This is a genomic window from Sphingopyxis sp., assembly GCF_034380315.1.
GTDB lineage: Bacteria > Pseudomonadota > Alphaproteobacteria > Sphingomonadales > Sphingomonadaceae > Sphingopyxis.
Genome location: NZ_JAXMPB010000002.1, coordinates 580,423 through 597,333, shown reverse-complemented (window position 1 = coordinate 597,333; position 16,911 = coordinate 580,423). Strand labels below are relative to the sequence as shown.

The following is a 16,911-nucleotide window of genomic DNA, read 5'->3' as shown; positions in this document are numbered from 1 at the left end:
CCCCGCCGAGATCGCCGGCCAATGGTCCTGGGGGCATGCCCCCAGGACCATTGCCATCCCATCAATCAACCATCATGAAGGAGCCGGACTCTACCTCTGACTGGTAACAATCAGGGGAGCACGTCAGGAAGTATGGTGGACGCACTAGGGTTCGAACCTAGGACCCGCTGATTAAGAGTCAGCTGCTCTACCAACTGAGCTATGCGTCCACGTGCCGGTTTTCGGCTTTGCTTGCGGCGCCGAGGTCTCCTCTTTGCTGCGAAGCGAGCGGCCCGCTATCATGCCCCGTTGGGGTTGGCAATGGTCTTGCCAAGTTTTTTTTCAATGAAAGCGGCGTGTGCCCGTTTTGTTGTCATTTTCAATCGCGAGAATGATGCCGACGCAGGTCATAATCGTCAGCATGGAGGACCCTCCGTAGGAGAACAGCGGTAACGGAATACCGACGACCGGAGCGAGGCCCATCACCATCATGAGGTTGATCGCGATATAGAAGAATATCGTCATCGTAAGGCCCGCAGCGGTGAGCTGGCCGAAGCGGGTCCGCGCCTTCAGTGCAACGCCGGTTGACCAGCGCAACAGCAGGAAAAAGCCGAAGAGGAGCGCGGCCCCACCGATCAGTCCCCATTCTTCGGCCATGGTCGCGAAGATGAAGTCGGTGTGTCCTTCGGGAAGGTAATCGAGATGGCTTTGTGACCCGTTGAGGAAACCCTTGCCGCCGATCCCGCCAGACCCGATCGCGATTTTTGACTGGCTGATGTGATAGCCTGCACCGAGCGGGTCGCTTTCAGGATCAAGGAAAATCAGAACGCGGCGCTGTTGATAATCGTGGAGCATCGAAAAGAGCAGCGGCAGAGCCGCCGCACCGGCGACGGCTGCACTGCCGAACCACCAGAAGGGCAGGCCAGCGGTGAACATGACGATCACGCCGCTAGCACAGATCGCGAGCGCGGTGCCAAGGTCGGGTTGCAGCATGACGAGGCCTGCCGGAATTCCGATGAGGACTAACGCGGGCCACAGTGCAGTCCAGTTCCGGGTCTCGCCGGGAGGCAGTTGCGCATAGAAGCGCGCAAGCGCCAGCACGATCGCAACCTTCATCAGTTCCGAGGGCTGGAGGTTCATGAACCCCAGATTGAGCCAGCGTTGGCTGCCCCCGCCGACGAAGCCAAGTAGCTCGACCGCGAGTAGCAGGACCGCGACGCCGATATAGCCAAGGTAAGAAAAGTCCTCGAAAAACCGGAGTGGAAAACGGCCGAGGATCAGCGCCACACTCAGGAAGACGAGATACCGGAGCCCCTGCTGCCAGGCCCATGGCGACCAGTTGCCACCGGCGGCCGAGTAGAGAACGAGGATACCGAAACCGGTAATCGCGGTCAGCAACGCGATCAGTTTCCAGGGAAAACGCTGAATGGCCGGTGGGACGGGAATCATGGCGCAACATCCGGATCGGGGCCGGTGCTGGCGCCGGATTTCCAGGCCGCATAGTCGCGGTCCATGCGCTCCTTGATCGTTCCTCCCCATCCGGCTTCAAAGCCGGCGAGCGCTTCCATTGCTTTTTCGCGATCGTAGAGGAAGGTGAAGATATCCTTTGCCACGGGTGCCGCAGCGCGGGACCCGCCCATGCCATGTTCGATCACAACCGACGCCGCGTAGCGAGGATTTTCGACCGGCGCGAAGCAGACAAACAGCCCATGGTCACGATATTTCCAGGCGCCGCTTTGACCGCGTGAGCCTGAGGCGAGACCCCGAACCTGCGCCGTACCGGTCTTGCCCCCCATCGTAATGCCGTCGAGGGGGAGGCGGCTGCGCACTGCTGTCCCGGCACCATTCACGACCGTATCCATGCCGAGCCTTGCGATAGCGAGCGATTCGGGGCGTAGCGGCAGCGGCTTGTTTTCGAACTGGCGGTTGATCAGGCGGGGGTATAGCGACCGGCCCGACGCAATGCGCGCCGCCATCACGGCCAGTTGCAGCGGATTGGCGAGTACATAGCCTTGCCCGATGACCGAGTTCAGCGAATCGGATGCGGTCCATTTTTGATCGAACTTGCGCATTTTCCATGCGCTGTCGGGTATGGTGCCGTACCGCTGGTTGCTGCCCGCCAGCTTATACTCTTCACCCAGGCCCAGCATTCGCGCCGTAGGGGCGATGGCGTCATAACCCAGCCGATCGGCGAGCCAATAGAAGTAGCTGTTGCAACTTTTGGCGATCGCAGTCTGCATATCGATGCTGCCATGTGTGCCCAGGCAGCGGAAAAAGCGATTGCCGAGGCGATAGCCGCCAATGCAGGTGTGCCGTTCGCTGGGGTCGACACCATGTTCGACCGCGGCGATCGCCGCCATCGGTTTCAGCGTTGATCCAGGCGGATAGAGCCCGCGCGTTGCCTTGTTGATCAATGGTTGGTGATCGTCGGCGCGCAGCCATGCATATTCATTGCTACTGATCCCGTCCGAAAAGCTGTTGGGATCAAAGCTCGGCATTGAAACAAATGCCAGAATGTCGCCGTTCAGACAGTCGATGACAACGGCTGCGCCCGATTCCCGCCCCATGCGCCGCGCGGCATATTCCTGCAGGTCGGCATCGATGGTCAGATGGACGGTCTTGCCTTGGACATCAGGCTGGGTGCTCAACTCGCGTACGACCTTGCCGCGTGCGGTTACCTCAACCCGCTTTGCGCCGGGCTTGCCTTTCAGCATGGGTTCGAAATATTTTTCCAGACCATCCTTGCCGATCTTGAACCCCGGCGTGATGTAGAGCGGATCCTTCGCCTTCTGATATTCCTCGGCATTGGGGACACCGACATAACCGATCAGGTGGCCGACTGCGGCACCGGTGGGATAATTACGGGCAAAGCCGCGCTGCGGTGCGATACCGGGCAGATCGGGCAAACGAACCAAGACCGAGGCGTAGTCGGCTTCGGACAAATCCTCGCTCACGGCGACCGGCTGGAAACCCGACGCCTGTTTCAAGTCGCGGTTTATGCGCTCCATCGCATCGCCATCCAGCCGCAACAATGTCTTGAGTTGACCCAGGACCAGTTCCTTGTTGTGCAAGCGGTCCGGAATGATGTCGATGCGGAGGGATACGCGGTTATTGGCGAGCGCTTTGCCGTTGCGGTCGACGATCCAGCCTCGGCGTGGCGGCACCAGGGTCAGATTGACCCGATTGCTTTCCGATTCGAGGACGTATCGGTCATTGTCGACGACCGAGATATAGGCCATCCGAGCCGCGAGCGCGGCACCGACGGCCATTTGCCCGCCACCAACGAGCAGCGTGCGCCGCGTGAAGGTAATTCCCCTCCAGGCTTCGGTAATCGGCGGGTTCTTGCGCGGCATCTGGTTTCTATCGGCGTTTCAGGCGGAAATTGTCAAACTTGCCGGTCAAGCGCATGACCAGCGGAACGAGCAGGGCCGAAACGATGATTTGCGGGACGACGAGCAGCAAGACCCGCCCGGGGGCGGCATCGGGGTGCGCGAGTAGCGCCGCCAGCGACTGTACGATACCGATCAGCAGCGCAGCAATGGCCCAGTCGTGCAGAAAACCGCGCCAATAGATGCGCTGCGAGCTATAGTGGATGGCGATGCTGGCGAGTGTCCACAGGCCGATCGCCGACCCGATGGGCTGGCCGCTGAACAGATCGTCCCACAGGCCGAGGGGAAGGCCGATCCAAACCGGCCACATTTCGGTACGCAGCAATTGCCAACACAGGAAGAAGATCAGTCCCAGCGGTGGCAGCACCGGCGAATTGGCAATCAGCGGCAGCATCATCGGCAGCGCCGAAGCGAACATCACGCTTGCGATTGGCACCACGCGCATTCGCCACAGCGAAGCCGGTTCGCCAAGGCGCGGGCCGACACGATTCATCGCGCTGCCGCCGCAGGCGAAACGGGGGCAGGGGAAGGGGTGGGCAGGGTGTCGATATTGTCAGGCGTATAGGGGCGCAGCACCGACACGGCGTCGACCTTGCCCGGGTCGGCAAGCGGCCGAGCAAGCGCGCCATCATTCTGGCGACGGACGATGATGGCGACGGGGATATTGGGCGGATAAAGGCCGCCGGTGCCAGAGGTAACGAGAATGTCCCCAGGTTTGAAGGGGTTGTTTGCGATGTTCAGCGTGCGGACGTCGAGATCGCCATTGCCGCGGCCCGACGACAAGGCGGGCAGGCCATCGCGAGCGCGGCGGACCGGGACGATATTGTCGACATCGGTCAGCAACAAAACCTGGGAGGTCGATGGTCCGGCGCTGAGTACGCGGCCGATCAAGCCATCGGCTCCCCGCACCGGCTGTCCCGCTGCCACGCCCACATTGCGCCCCAGGCTGAGGAGAGCCATCCTGCGGCTGCTGGTCGACGAAGAGGTAAGCAAATAGCCGTTGGCGATCGCACTCTTTCCGGTTTCCTGAAGCTTCAACAGTCCTTTTAGCTGACGATTTTCTTCCTGAAGCGCACTGGTCGCAACGAGCTGGCGGCGCGTTTCGGCAAGTTCGCCCCGCAAGCGCCGGTTCTGCGCGCCCGCACGAACATAGGCCGACACCGCGTCGTCAACGCCCGATATCGACCCCGTAACCGACCTCGTGACGCGCGCGCTCGGAGCGGCAAGTTCCTGACTTGCAACGCGCAACTGGGCAAAGCCGACAGGGTCGGCGACCGACAATATCGCCAGCAACAGCCCGCCGACCGCCCCCGTCACCGCAATGACATAGGCAACGAACAGGCTATACTGGGCCTTTCGGGATTGCCCCGGACGCCGATGTGCCGGGCGGACCATGGTTCAGAAACCCTCGATCAGGCTTGCTGCAGCACGCCGCGGAAAGCGGGGTCTTCCATCGCGCGACCGGTGCCGATGGCAACGCAGGTCAGCGGATCTTCGGCGACGGTAACGGGCAGGCCGGTCGCATCGCGCAGCAGTTCGTCAAGTTCGGCGATCAGCGCGCCACCGCCCGTCAGCACGATGCCCTGATCGACGATGTCGGCAGCGAGTTCGGGGGCTGTATTTTCCAGTGCGATTCGCACGCCTTCGACGATCGTGCCAATCGGTTCGGACAGCGCTTCGGCGATCTGGGCCTGATTGATCGAGATTTCCTTGGGCACGCCATTTACCAGGTCACGACCCTTGATATGAATCGTCATGCCGGTTCCGTCGGCCGGAATGCGGGCGATGCCGAAATCCTTCTTGATCCGTTCGGCTGTCGATTCGCCGATCAGCAGGTTATGATGTCGGCGGACATAGGAGACGATGGCTTCGTCCATCTTGTCGCCGCCTGCGCGAACCGAAGTGGTATAGGCGAGACCACGCAGCGACAGCACCGCCACCTCGGTCGTGCCGCCGCCGATATCGACGACCATCGAACCGATGGGTTCGGTCACGGGCATGTCGGCGCCGATCGCGGCAGCCATCGGTTCCTCGATCAGATAGACTTCGCTGGCCCCGGCATTCGACGCCGCGTCGCGGATCGCGCGGCGTTCGACGCTGGTCGAGCCCGACGGAACGCAGATCACGATTTCGGGGCTGCGGAACGCATTGGGCTTTCCGCCATGCACTTTGGTGATGAAATGCTTGATCATCTGTTCGGCAACATCGATGTCAGCGATGACGCCGTCGCGCAGCGGGCGGATCGCCTCGATACTGTCGGGGGTCTTGCCCATCATCAACTTTGCGTCGTCACCGACCGCTTTGACCCGCTTTATCCCGTTCAACGTTTCGACCGCGACGACCGACGGTTCGTTGAGGACGATGCCCTTGCCGCGAACATAAACCACCGTGTTCGCGGTGCCGAGGTCGATTGCCATGTCTTGGGAATTGAACTTGAGCCAGCGGGAAAAGAAGGACATCGATACTGCTTCCTGTCATCGGCAGCGCGGTTGTTCGAACGGACCGCCCCACCGTCGTCGTCTAGGGTTCGTTTCCGTCCGCGGGCAGGACCAAATCTGGGAAAGATTCCGGCTCGACCAAAGGGGGAAGGCTGGACAGGAAGATAAGGCTGTGCGGGTGGGTCGCGATTTGCGTCCGACTGCGCTAGGAGAGCGCCCATGTCAATACGCCGCCTGCCGGAAAAGCTCGTAAATCGGATCGCAGCCGGTGAAGTGGTCGAAAGACCCGCCGCAGCGCTGAAGGAACTGGTTGAAAACGCCATCGACGCCGGTGCGACTCGCATCGCCGTGCGAATCGCCGATGGCGGGATTGCGCGCCTAGAAGTCGACGACGACGGCTGCGGCATGACCCCCGCCGACATGGCCTTGGCGCTCGAACGTCATGCGACCTCCAAATTGCCCGACGAAGCGATCGAGGATGTGACGACGCTCGGCTTTCGCGGTGAGGCATTGCCCTCGATTGCGAGCGTCGCGCGGCTGACGCTGGAGAGTCGCGTGGCGGGCGGCGACGGCTGGCGTCGCGTTGTCGATAACGGGGCGCTCGCCAGCGAAGGCCCAGCCGCGCTGGCAAAGGGCACGCGCGTGCTTGTCGAGGATTTGTTCGCTCGCCTTCCCGCCCGGCGCAAGTTCCTGCGCAGCGCGCGCAGCGAATATGCCGCCTGTCTGGATGTTGTGCGCCGGCTTGCCATGTCGCGCCCCGACATCGGCTTTACCGTCGAGCATGACGGGCGCCGCGTGCTCGATGCGCAGGGCGGGCAGGACCGGCTGGCGCGCGTTGCCGCGCTGACCAGCCGCGATCTGGCCGCAAACAGCATCGGGGTTGATCTGGACCGCGGCGATACCCATTTAGGCGGTGTCATCAGCCTGCCGACCTATAATCGCGGCATCGCCGATCACCAGTATCTGTTCGTCAACGGCCGCCCGGTGAAGGACCGGCTGCTGGTTGGCGCTCTCCGCGGCGCATATGCCGACCTGCTGGCGCGGGATCGGCATCCGGTTGTGGCGCTTTTTCTCGATCTGCCTGCCAGCGAAGTCGATGTGAACGTCCACCCGGCCAAGACCGAGGTGCGCTTTCGCGACCCGCAACTGATCCGCGGCATGATCGTCGGCGGCCTACGTCGCGCCCTGGATGAGCAAGGTTTCCGTAGCGTCCAGCGCCCAGCCGAGGCGGCGCTGGCGGCGTGGCAGCAGGAGCCGCTCGCCCCCGCCGCGCTGGCGTCGCAGCCCCAACTTATGTATGGCAATATGTATGGTCATGGGGGTGCCGAGACGCAGGAAACACCCGCCGCGCACCTGTTCGGCGCGCCAAGCCGCCCGCTTCCCGCCGAAGCGACCGCCTATGTTTACGACCGCATGACCGCTTTTGCGCCCGCGCCGCTGGCCGGGCGCGCCGAGGTCGCCGAAACCGCGCCGCCGGAGGCGGAGGCGCACCCGCTGGGCGTCGCGCGCGGCCAGATCGCACGCACCTATATCGTTGCAGAGGCCGAGGACGGGCTGGTGATCGTCGACCAGCATGCGGCGCACGAACGGCTGGTCCTGGAACAATTGCGCCGTGGCATGGCGGGACAGGCCATCGCCGCGCAAGGGCTGTTGATGCCCGAGGTGGTCGAGCTTGACGAACCAGCGTGCGACCGGCTGGAAGCCGCGGCGGCTGGGCTCGCCGCGCTGGGCGTCGAGCTGGAACGTTTCGGCCCCGCAGCGGTGATGGTGCGCGCGACCCCGGCGATGCTGGGCACGATCGACTGCCGCAAGCTGGTGACGGACATCGCCGACGACCTTGCGGGCTATGACGCCGCGCTCGGGCTCAGCGAGAAGCTGGAGCTGGTGGCCGCGACCATGGCCTGCCACGGGTCGGTCCGCGCCGGGCGCACGCTGAGCGTCCCGGAGATGAACGCACTGCTGCGCCAGATGGAAGTGACCCCGCACAGCGGCCAGTGCAACCACGGCCGCCCGACCTGGGTGAAGCTGGCCATGGACGATGTCGAAAAGCTGTTCGGACGGAAGTGAGCGCCTGACATGGCCTATGCCTATCTAGCCATCGCGATCGTTGCAGAGGTGATCGCCACATCCTTTATGAAGGAATCGCAGGGTTTCACGCGCCTGGGCCCGTCGCTGGTGACGCTGTTTGGCTATGCGATCGCCTTTTATTTCCTGTCGCTGACGTTGCGCGACGTGCCGACGGGGGTGGCCTATGCGATCTGGTCGGGAGTGGGGATCGTGCTGATCGCGGCGGTCGCCTGGGTGTTCCAGGGGCAGCGGCTGGACGCCGGGGCGATGATCGGCATGGCGCTGATCATCGCGGGCGTGGTCGTGATGAACCTGTTTTCAGGCAGCGCGGCGCACTGACGCCCTATCGCCGCCCCAGCCGAAGCCGATCGGCCAGCACCCCTTGCGCATCGCCCGCGAGCGGCGAGACGCCGATCAGCGCCATCAGCAGCGGGTAAACCTCGACATTGTCGAGGATGCCGACGTCGCCCGACAGGCCGGTGCCGTGCGCAACGAACAGCGCGAGCATGGCCGGGTCGGCATTGTCATAGCCGTGGGCACCGCCCCTGACTGGCATTCGCGGTTCGCCCGCCAGGATCGTCCAGCCCGGTTCAGCGATGCAGATGATCGCCGCGACGCGCGGATTGCGGCCGTAATGGAGCCGTTCGGGCAAATCCTGGCGGCGGTTGCACTGCATGTGCGGGTGCGGTTTCAAGAGCGCCGCGGCGACCCGGTCGTCGGTTCCCGCCGCCGGTTCGATCGCGGCATAGGGGCCGGTTTCGACCGCGATGAAGCTGGCGAGGTCGATCAGGTCGGCGAGCTGGATGACCCGCGTTTCATCGACCGCCCGCATCCCATGATCGGCAACGACGACCAGCCGCGCCGGCTGGTTCATCGCCGCGAGGCCGGACAGCATGTCGCCGATCCGGGCATCTATTGCCGCGATGGCATCGTTGACCTCTGCGCTGTCGGGCCCGAAATGATGACCGATGGTATCGACGCGATCGAAATAGAGCGTCGCAAAGGCAGGCCGGATATCGGCCGGACGCCGCATCCAGTCGAGCAGGGCGTTCACGCGCTGGACGTCGGAGATATTCTGGTCGAAGCGTTGCCAGTCCGACGGACGGGTCGCCTGGATTTCGACCTCGCTGCCCGGCCAGAACATGGTGGCGGTGCGCACCCCCGCCTTTTCGGCCGTCACCCACAGCGGTTCGGCCTGGTCCCACCAGAAGGGATCGAGGGCCTGTCGGCTGTTCCCCAGGCTGAAGAGCTGGCCGGGGCGCCGCGGATCGATCATCGAATTGCCGACGATCCCGTTGCGATCGGGGCGCTTGCCGGTGACGATCGTGAAATGGTTGGGAAAGGTCTTGGTCGGGAAGGATGGGCGCAGTTTTCCATGCGCGCCCTCGCGCGCCAGCCGCGACAGATTGGGGGTCAGGCCGCGATCGAGATAATCGGGGCGAAACCCGTCGATGGAAACCAGGATCGTCACTGGCGCGCGGGGCGCCTCTTCGGCGGCGCGCAGCGGCGCGGCGGGAAGGAGGAGAGCGGCGGCGAGAACGGACAGAAAACGGATCATAGGGTCCGCTATGCCGCCTTTGTGACGGTCTGGCTACATCAGGCCATCCTGATCCCGGCCACGCCGCGTTCGACCACCCCGGTCGCGCGCTTTGACAGTGCGTTCACCGGGCTCGTCACCTTGTCGACGACCATGAAATGGGTCTGCCACGCCTCGCGATTGACGTCGCACACGATATAGCCGCGCTGGTCGTTGGCGAATTTCAGTTCGGGATTGCGCGCCAGAAACTGGTCGGTCCCGGGGCGAAGGTCGCTGCCGTCGCCGCCGCTGGAGATGGAGGTGGCGACGAATTCGGCGCCTACCACCTTGTCCTTCAGCACCAGGTCGCCGCAGAAATTCTGATGTTCATCGCCGGTCAGCACGACGCAATTGTCGAGCCCCGCCATGCGCGCCAGCATGCGTTCGCGCGGCGCTTCATACCCCGCCCAGCTGTCGAGATTGACGATCTTTTCCTTTTCCTCGGGACGGCGGCGGCGGTCGAGCGCCATCATCGTCACCTGCTGTGCCAGCGCATTCCACGTCGCGCCGCCGCGCGCCAGGTTGCGTGCCAGCCATTCTTCCTGCGCCTTGCCCAGCACCGCGGCCTTTTTCGCGAACACATCGGGGCAGGCCGGTTTGAAGCCGTCGCCGCACGGCTGGTCATCGCGATATTGCCGGGTATCGAGCAACTGCATCGCCATCAGGTCGCCAAAGCGCAGTTCGCGGTTCAGCGCGACCATGCCGCCGCGCGGCAGCAGCGACCGGCGCACCGGCATATGTTCGTACCACGCCTGCATCGCCGCCTGTTTCTTGAGCATGAAGACTTCGGGCGGGGCGGCGTCGGGATCGTTGCCGTCGAGCCCGAGTTTCCAATTGTCGATGTCCGACACCCAGTCGTTGCGGATTTCATGATCGTCGAAGCTCGACAGAAAGGGGTGGACCGAGCGCGCCGCCTGCAGGTCGATGTCGCCAAGCTGTTGCGAATAGGCAAGGCGGAAATCGTCGAGATCGTAAAGGGCGCGAAACGCATGTTTGCGCACCGGCCGGGTCGGCAGGCCGCCGTCGAACAGATAGTCCTGGCTATATTCGTAGATGAAGTCGCCATAATGATAGACGAAGGCCAGATCCTCGCGTGCCAAATGGCGATAAGCGCCGAAAAAGCCCGATTCGAAATGCTGGCATCCCGCGACGCCGAACTTGACCGCGTCGGCGCGCGCGCCGGGGGCGGGGAGGGTGCGGGCGCGGCCGCGCAGGCTGCGTTCGCCCGCCGCGATGAAGCGGTAATAATAGGGACGGTCGGGTTTCAGACCGGCCACCTCGACATGGACGCTGTGCGCCAGTTCGGGGCGGGCGAGGGTCGTTCCCCGAGCCACCACGTCGCGAAACGCGCCGTCGGCCGCGACCTCCCACTCCACGGGAATGTTGGTGAGCGGCATCCCGCCGTGGCGTTCCATCGGTTCGGGGGCGAGCCGGGTCCAGATGACGAAGCCGTCGCTGGCCGGGTCGCCCGACGCGACGCCGAGCTGGAAAGGAAAATCGCGCAGCACCCCCTGGGCACGCACGATCGCCGGAGCCGCGAGCCCGGCGGCGGTAGCGGTGGCAAGGAAATGACGGCGGTTCAACATGGCGCGGCTCCGAAGGCGAATCACCTGTCCTCGATAGCCGAGCCATGCCTGACTTCAATGACGCAGACGGTCAGAACCACATCCGCATCATCCACACCGCCATCGCCAGCATCGCCAGATTTTCGGTCAGCGAGATAAAGCCCAGCGGGACTTTGCTGCCTCCCCCGACGCAGGCGCATTTAAGCTCGCGCTTGTCGATATAGACCGCCTTGAACACCGACACGGCGCCGATGCCGCCGATGAACAGCGCCACCGGGATCGACAGCCAGGGCAGGGCGTGGGCGGTCATCAATACGCCCGCCAGCCCCTCGGCAAAGGGATAGACGAAACCGTAGGGAACCCAGCGCTTGGCCAGCAAATCATAGTTGAGGAACATCGTCGCAAAGGTGTCGACATCCTGCAATTTGAGCAGCGCGAGGACGATCATGCTGAACGAAATGAACCATTCGGCGGCGCGGACGGTCAGCGCATCGCCATAAGCGGCGTGGCTGGTCGCGAGCGCCATCAGCGCGGTCATCACGAACAGCGCGATCACCGGGCGATAGCTGGTGGCGTCGGGGTCGCGGACCTTTAGCCCGAAATGGCGGCGCAGATCGTCATAGCCGCCGATGCGCCGCCCATCGATGAAGGTTTGCGGGGTCGTTTTGACGTCATGTTCGGCCTTGAACGCATCGGTCTGTTCGCGCGTTTCCAGCCAGCGGTCGTCGACCGTGAAGCCCTTTCTTTCCAGAAGATATTTTGCCTTGAGGCCATAGGGGCAGGTGTGACCCGGCATGACCATGCGATAGAGTGTTGCCTGTTTCGTCATGCACCCCATATGACATCCGTACCATGGTACGGAGTCAAGCGATGCAGCTAACCATCGGAAAATTGGCCGACGCGGGCGGGGTGGGCGTCGAAACCATCCGCTATTATCAGCGGCGCGGCCTGATGCAGACGCCGGTACGCAGCGGCGGCGACGGATGGGGCGGCGGCATCCGCCGCTATGGCGAGGCCGATGTCCGGCGCCTGCGCTTTATTCGCGCGGCGCAGGCGGCGGGCTTCACGCTCGAGGAAATCGGCGAGCTTCTCGCGCTCGAAGGCGGCGACGACCGGGCGCGGGTGCGCGAGCTGGCGCGCCAGCGGATCGGCGCGCTCGACGCGAAGATCGCGCAAATGACCGAAACCCGTGCGGCGCTGTCGCGGCTGGCCGACAGCTGTGCCGCCAGCGAGGACGGGCCGTGCCCGATCCTGACGGCGTTCGAGCCCTAGGCCGACGGGCCGGTCGGGCAACGGCGGCGCCGATGGCCCGGCGCCCGGCCGCGGCGCCGGGAGCGGCGATGTCCTAGCTGTGCAGGAAGTGCATCACGTCGCCGTCGTGGACGACATAGGCCTTGCCCTCGGCGCGCAGCTTGCCGGCTTCGCGCGCTTTCGCTTCGCCGCCCAGCGCGACATAATCGTCATAGGCGATGGTTTCGGCGCGGATGAAGCCTTTCTGGAAATCGCTGTGGATTTCGCCCGCCGCCTCGGGCGCGCTGGCGCCCTTGTGGACCGTCCAGGCGCGCGCTTCCTTGGGCCCGACGGTGAAGAAGGTCAGAAGATGGAGCAATTCATATCCGGCGCGGATCACCCGCGCGAGCCCGGTTTCGTGCAGCCCCATTTCCTCGAGGAACAGCATGCGTTCCTCGCCGTCCATGCCGACCAGCTCGGCCTCGATCGCCGCCGAGACGATCACCGCCTGTGCGCCCTCGGCCTTTGCCTTGGCGAAGACGGCCTCGCTGTGGGCGTTGCCGTTTGCCGCCTTGGCTTCCTCGACGTTGCAGACATAGAGGATCGGCTTGGTGGTGAGGAGCTGCGCCTGCTTGAGGATGCGTTCCTCCTCGGGATCCTTGGGTTCGGTGAGGCGCGCAGGCTTGCCGGCGCGCAGCAGGTCGAGCGCCTGGCCGAGCACCGAGGCCGCGGCCTTGGCTTCCTTGTCGCCGCTCGTCGCCTTTTTGGCAAAGGCGGGAACGCGCTTTTCCAAGCTTTCGAGGTCGGCGAGCAGCAATTCGGTTTCGACCGTTTCGGCGTCGGCGACCGGATCGACGCGGTTTTCGACATGCTGGATGTCGTCATCCTCGAAACAGCGCAGGACGTGGACGATCGCGTCGACCTCGCGGATATTGCCGAGGAACTGGTTGCCCAGCCCTTCGCCCTTCGACGCGCCGCGCACCAGGCCGGCGATGTCGACGAAGGCGAGCTGGGTCGGGATGATCTTGGCACTGCCCGCGATCGCGGCGAGCCTGTCGAGGCGCGGATCGGGAACCGCGACATTGCCGACGTTCGGCTCGATGGTGCAGAAGGGATAGTTGGCCGCCTGCGCCGCCTGCGTCTCGGTCAGCGCGTTGAACAGGGTGGACTTGCCGACATTGGGCAGCCCGACGATCCCGCATTTGAAACCCATGAAATCATCCGATCGATCTGGAAACAGGCCAGCCCCTTAGCGGCAGGGGCCGGCCTTTTCCAGATGCGATGATCGGATCAGGCGCCGACCGGCTTGGCGTCGCTGCGCCGGACGACGATGGTGGTCGATCGCGGCGCCTGGCCCGCAACCGGCCAGTCGCCGGTCGGATGCTGGATATTGATGAAGAAGGTCGCAAGGTCGGGGGTATAGGCGAGGCCGGTGATCTCGCACCCGACCGGGCCGACCAGAAAGCGTTTCGATTCCTTCGTCGCCTGATCGACATAATACATCGCATTATTGCCAAAGACCGAAGTGGTCGCGGCGCCGGTGCTGGCGTCGGTCTGGACCCACAGCCGGCCTTGCGGGTCGATGCGCAGACCGTCGGGGCTGGAGAAGGGGTCGCCGTTGATATTGCCTTTCAGATTGGCGTCGGCGAGCGCCGGGCTGCCCGCCAGCAGGAAAATTTCCCAGCGGAATTTGGTGGCGAGCGGCGAATTGCCTTCCTCTGCGAACTTGACGATATGGCCGTGCAAATTGGTCGTGCGGGGATTGGCGGCGTCGGCAACCCGGCGGCGGCTGTTGTTGGTCAGCGTCACAAAGACGGCGCTGTTGTCGGGGGCGACGGTCAGCCATTCGGGGCGGTCCATCACCGTGCCGCCCGCGACGCGCGCCGCCGACTGGCAATGGATGAGCACATCGGCCTGGTTGTTGAAATGGACCGTTACCGGCGCGGGCGGGGTCGTGCTCTGGCTGATGTTGCCGGGATTCTGCGCGCCTGCGGTCAGGCCGTTCTGCCCGACGACCAGCGCCCGCCATTCGCCGGTTCCGTCGGCATTGAAGCGCGCGACATACAGCGTGCCATAGTCGAGAAGATCGGTGTTGGCGGCGCGGTTCGACGGGCTGAAGGCGCGGTCGGGGACGAATTTATAGATGCAGCCCGGCGTCGAATCGTCGCCCATATAGAAAGCGACGCGATGGTCGCTGTTCGTCATATGCGCGACATTTTCGTGGCTGAAGCGCCCCATCGCGGTGCGTTTGGTCGGCGGCGCGAGTTCGCGCAGCGGGTCGATTTCGACCACCCAGCCGTAATTTTCCTCGGGCTGGGTGGGGTCGAGATAATTGTCGGTGGTTTCCTCGCAGGTCAGATAGGTGTTCCACGGGGTCCGCCCGCTCGAACAATTGTTGAGCATCCCCTTGATCGACCCCGACAACAGCCCCGCCGCGGGTCCGCCCGCGCGATAGCTGCTGTTGCCGGTATAGCGCTTGTTATACGTCGATCCCGATTTGACCGCCCATTTGCCTTCGGCGTCCCGGGCGATTTCGACGACCCCGATGCCGACCGCCGACAGCGCCAGCGCCTTCTGATCCGCAGTCGCGGTGGCGGCGTCATAGCCGCCCGCCATCAAGATGTTGAAATCGGGATATTCGAAATTGATCGCGAGCAACCCGCCGCGATTGGGATTGACGCCGGGCAGCGCGAAATATTCCATCCCGTCGTGATTGCCGCCGGCCCATTTTTCGGCGTCGGCGGGGGTGGGGAAGCTGCCCGAATAGGCGGGGCCGGTTTCGATCGAGTCGCCCGCCTTCAACAGCGGCTCGACGGTATAGCCCTGCGGCACGGTGACGGTGTCGTTCCGGTTCGCGGCGACCGCGCCGAACGTGATGGCATAGCTGACCGGGGCAGGCGTGGGCGTCGGGGTCGGCGAAGGGGTCGGGGTCGGGGGAAGGGTGACGATCGCGTCGGCATCGTCATCGGTGCAGGCGGCCAGCGCGGCGGCCGGGATTACCGACAGGCCGAAGAGGCCGTTGCGCAGGATCGAACGGCGCGACGGATTCTCACCGACCAGCGCTTCCAGGCTGTTGGGCCCATTATGGTCGTCGGTGGCGCGGCGATAGGGCGCGCGCGCGGCGTCGGTCAGATGTGACATGCAATCCCCTTATTCTCTGATTTCAGTACCTTCCCGGACAAGGGCGCCCGGATGCGGTCGGTCGCCCTCTTTGCAGCGCGGCGTTGCAGCGCGGTTGCGGGATGGCGTCAGAACGAAGTTTGCCGATGACAGGCGTGTGACAATCGGCGGGGGGTGGGGGGAGGGCCGGTGCGGATCGGTCGGCATGGGGTGTGGCCGGGGCGTGCGGGTTGTGCGGCGTTAAGCTCGGCCGCGCTATCGGTCGGGGCGCGAACGGGACGGAAAGGATCGACAGTGAAGCGGATTCGGTTGGCAGGCGGCAGCGCCGCGCTGGCGTTTACGGCGGCCACGGCTGCTGCCTTCGCGGCGCCCAGCCGTTTCGAGGACGCCGTTCTCGACGAACTCAACCTGCTGCGCAGCGACCCCGCCGACTATGCCCATTATGTCGCCGAAACCCGCGAGCGGTTCGACGGACGTATCCTGCGTGGGCGCAGCGAGGATGAAATCGACATCATGACGCATGAAGGGCTGCCCGCGGTCGACGAGGCGGTCCGCGCCCTGCGCGTCGCGCCGCCCGTCGCGGTGCTGGGCCATGGAGAGGTTCTGGCGCGTGCGGCGGCCGATCTGGTCGCCGAACAGTCGCGCTCGGGCGGGGTCGGGCACCGGTCGAACGGGCGCGGCCCGGCGGAGCGGGTGGCGGCGCGCGGCGGCGGCCCCTTTATCGGAGAGGTCATCGCCTATGGCCATTCGGACCCGGCATCGGTGATCGAGCAATTCGTGATCGGCGACGGGGTGCCGGGACGGGGCCACCGCAAGACGGTGCTGGCAAACGAGTTTCGCTATGCCGGGGTCGGATGCGGCACCCATCCTGTCCATCGGCGCATGTGCGTGATCGTCCTGTCGCAAACCCGCGACGGATCGCGCCCGCCGCCGCCCCGCCGTCCGTCCAGCGCCGACTAGGCACGGAACGCATGGCGGCGTCGCGGCGTGTCCGTTCCGCCTTGTAACTTTCCCTCGCGGGCCAAGGCGGTGTAGTCCAGGTCCATGATAACGCTTCGGCTTTCCCGCCCGGATGATGGCGGCCGCGTCATCGAAATCTGGCGCGGCGCGGTCGACGCCACGCATGACTTTCTGACGCCCGAAGATCGCCTGGCCATCGACGACATGGTGTGCGGGTTCCTTCCGCACGCTTCGTTGTGGCTGGCGGTCGACGCCGATGGCCGTGCGCTGGCCTTTATGCTGATCGATGACGGACATATGGAAGCGCTGTTCGTCGACCCCGCCCATCGCGGCAGCGGTATCGGGGCCGCGCTTGTCATGCACGGTCTCTCGCTCCATCCCGCGATGACGACCGATGTAAATGAACAAAATGATCAAGCGGTCGGATTTTATGAGCGCATGGGGTTCCAGCGAACGGGGCGCTCGCCGATCGACGGCGAAGGGCGGCCCTATCTGCTGATCCACCTTGCCCATCTGAACTGACCGGCGAATGGCGGGCTGTCCCCGGAAGGTGCGGGATCGATGTGGGCGCAGGTCCGGTCGGCGGG

General features: G+C 64.5%; 15 protein-coding genes and 1 tRNA gene. 5 read left to right on the top strand and 11 right to left on the bottom strand.

What is annotated here, in order from left to right; all coding sequences use genetic code 11:
- Positions 1–133: 133 nt before the first annotated feature.
- The 6 genes from U0S50_RS05925 to U0S50_RS05900 form a co-directional block, all read right to left on the bottom strand.
- A tRNA-Lys gene (locus U0S50_RS05925) sits at positions 134–209 on the bottom strand.
- Between the two features lie 112 nt (positions 210–321).
- Positions 322–1,428 carry a rod shape-determining protein RodA gene (gene rodA / locus U0S50_RS05920; protein WP_322307831.1) on the bottom strand — a complete coding sequence of 369 codons (1,107 nt, stop codon included), beginning with the start codon at positions 1,426–1,428 and terminating at the stop codon, positions 322–324.
- Positions 1,425–3,332 carry a penicillin-binding protein 2 gene (gene mrdA / locus U0S50_RS05915; RefSeq protein WP_322307830.1) on the bottom strand — a complete coding sequence of 636 codons (1,908 nt, stop codon included), beginning with the start codon at positions 3,330–3,332 and terminating at the stop codon, positions 1,425–1,427. Before mrdA ends, rodA begins: the two co-directional genes overlap by 4 nt.
- Before the next feature lie 7 nt (positions 3,333–3,339).
- Complete coding sequence (locus U0S50_RS05910; protein ID WP_322307829.1) at positions 3,340–3,861, bottom strand: rod shape-determining protein MreD; 522 nt, start codon at positions 3,859–3,861, stop codon at positions 3,340–3,342.
- On the bottom strand, positions 3,858–4,763 hold the full coding sequence (gene mreC, locus U0S50_RS05905; RefSeq protein ID WP_322307828.1) for a rod shape-determining protein MreC: 906 nt from the start codon (positions 4,761–4,763) through the stop codon (positions 3,858–3,860). Before mreC ends, U0S50_RS05910 begins: the two co-directional genes overlap by 4 nt.
- Before the next feature lie 17 nt (positions 4,764–4,780).
- Positions 4,781–5,827: a rod shape-determining protein gene (locus U0S50_RS05900; RefSeq protein WP_322307827.1), complete on the bottom strand. Its 1,047-nt coding sequence runs from the start codon at positions 5,825–5,827 to the stop codon at positions 4,781–4,783.
- Between the two features lie 198 nt (positions 5,828–6,025).
- On the opposite strand from U0S50_RS05900, the gene mutL reads away from it, so the two are divergent.
- Positions 6,026–7,873: a DNA mismatch repair endonuclease MutL gene (gene mutL, locus U0S50_RS05895; protein WP_322307826.1), complete on the top strand. Its 1,848-nt coding sequence runs from the start codon at positions 6,026–6,028 to the stop codon at positions 7,871–7,873.
- A gap of 9 nt (positions 7,874–7,882) precedes the next feature.
- Positions 7,883–8,212, top strand: a complete 330-nt coding sequence (locus U0S50_RS05890; RefSeq protein ID WP_322307825.1) for an SMR family transporter — start codon at positions 7,883–7,885, stop codon at positions 8,210–8,212.
- Between the two features lie 4 nt (positions 8,213–8,216).
- Here U0S50_RS05890 and U0S50_RS05885 read toward each other — a convergent pair whose 3' ends face one another.
- From U0S50_RS05885 to U0S50_RS05875, 3 genes are all read right to left on the bottom strand, one after another.
- Entirely contained in the window at positions 8,217–9,431 is a 1,215-nt protein-coding gene (locus tag U0S50_RS05885) for an ectonucleotide pyrophosphatase/phosphodiesterase (protein WP_322307824.1), read from the bottom strand.
- Between the two features lie 38 nt (positions 9,432–9,469).
- On the bottom strand, positions 9,470–11,035 hold the full coding sequence (locus tag U0S50_RS05880; protein ID WP_322307823.1) for an alkaline phosphatase D family protein: 1,566 nt from the start codon (positions 11,033–11,035) through the stop codon (positions 9,470–9,472).
- A 70-nt stretch (positions 11,036–11,105) separates the two neighbouring features.
- A complete protein-coding gene (locus U0S50_RS05875; protein WP_416194958.1) occupies positions 11,106–11,852 on the bottom strand; it encodes a MauE/DoxX family redox-associated membrane protein in 747 nt (248 codons plus the stop codon).
- A gap of 32 nt (positions 11,853–11,884) precedes the next feature.
- On the opposite strand from U0S50_RS05875, the gene U0S50_RS05870 reads away from it, so the two are divergent.
- Complete coding sequence (locus tag U0S50_RS05870) at positions 11,885–12,286, top strand: MerR family transcriptional regulator (RefSeq protein WP_322307821.1); 402 nt, start codon at positions 11,885–11,887, stop codon at positions 12,284–12,286.
- 73 nt (positions 12,287–12,359) lie between these two features.
- Here the strand turns inward: U0S50_RS05870 and ychF are convergent, their stop codons facing one another.
- Entirely contained in the window at positions 12,360–13,457 is a 1,098-nt protein-coding gene (gene ychF / locus U0S50_RS05865) for a redox-regulated ATPase YchF (protein WP_322307820.1), read from the bottom strand.
- A 77-nt stretch (positions 13,458–13,534) separates the two neighbouring features.
- Positions 13,535–15,385 (bottom strand): PhoX family phosphatase, encoded by a 1,851-nt coding sequence (locus tag U0S50_RS05860; protein ID WP_322307819.1) that lies wholly within the window; start codon positions 15,383–15,385, stop codon positions 13,535–13,537.
- 273 nt (positions 15,386–15,658) lie between these two features.
- Between U0S50_RS05860 and U0S50_RS05855 the strand changes: the two genes are divergently transcribed.
- Both U0S50_RS05855 and U0S50_RS05850 read left to right on the top strand, forming a co-directional pair.
- Positions 15,659–16,324 carry a CAP domain-containing protein gene (locus U0S50_RS05855; protein WP_322307818.1) on the top strand — a complete coding sequence of 222 codons (666 nt, stop codon included), beginning with the start codon at positions 15,659–15,661 and terminating at the stop codon, positions 16,322–16,324.
- Between the two features lie 84 nt (positions 16,325–16,408).
- On the top strand, positions 16,409–16,846 hold the full coding sequence (locus U0S50_RS05850; protein WP_322307817.1) for an acetyltransferase: 438 nt from the start codon (positions 16,409–16,411) through the stop codon (positions 16,844–16,846).
- Positions 16,847–16,911: the final 65 nt, after the last annotated feature.

Bases quoted from the DNA above. Each gene is read 5' to 3' on its own strand.
- rodA (WP_322307831.1), bottom strand. From the start codon at position 1,428: ATGATTCCCGTCCCACCGGCCATTCAGCGTTTTCCCTGGAAACTGATC.
- mrdA (WP_322307830.1), bottom strand. From the start codon at position 3,332: ATGCCGCGCAAGAACCCGCCGATTACCGAAGCCTGGAGGGGAATTACC.
- U0S50_RS05910 (WP_322307829.1), bottom strand. From the start codon at position 3,861: ATGAATCGTGTCGGCCCGCGCCTTGGCGAACCGGCTTCGCTGTGGCGA.
- mreC (WP_322307828.1), bottom strand. From the start codon at position 4,763: ATGGTCCGCCCGGCACATCGGCGTCCGGGGCAATCCCGAAAGGCCCAG.
- U0S50_RS05900 (WP_322307827.1), bottom strand. From the start codon at position 5,827: ATGTCCTTCTTTTCCCGCTGGCTCAAGTTCAATTCCCAAGACATGGCA.
- mutL (WP_322307826.1), top strand. From the start codon at position 6,026: ATGTCAATACGCCGCCTGCCGGAAAAGCTCGTAAATCGGATCGCAGCC.
- U0S50_RS05890 (WP_322307825.1), top strand. From the start codon at position 7,883: ATGGCCTATGCCTATCTAGCCATCGCGATCGTTGCAGAGGTGATCGCC.
- U0S50_RS05885 (WP_322307824.1), bottom strand. From the start codon at position 9,431: ATGATCCGTTTTCTGTCCGTTCTCGCCGCCGCTCTCCTCCTTCCCGCC.
- U0S50_RS05880 (WP_322307823.1), bottom strand. From the start codon at position 11,035: ATGTTGAACCGCCGTCATTTCCTTGCCACCGCTACCGCCGCCGGGCTC.
- U0S50_RS05875 (WP_416194958.1), bottom strand. From the start codon at position 11,852: ATGGGGTGCATGACGAAACAGGCAACACTCTATCGCATGGTCATGCCG.
- U0S50_RS05870 (WP_322307821.1), top strand. From the start codon at position 11,885: ATGCAGCTAACCATCGGAAAATTGGCCGACGCGGGCGGGGTGGGCGTC.
- ychF (WP_322307820.1), bottom strand. From the start codon at position 13,457: ATGGGTTTCAAATGCGGGATCGTCGGGCTGCCCAATGTCGGCAAGTCC.
- U0S50_RS05860 (WP_322307819.1), bottom strand. From the start codon at position 15,385: ATGTCACATCTGACCGACGCCGCGCGCGCGCCCTATCGCCGCGCCACC.
- U0S50_RS05850 (WP_322307817.1), top strand. From the start codon at position 16,409: ATGATAACGCTTCGGCTTTCCCGCCCGGATGATGGCGGCCGCGTCATC.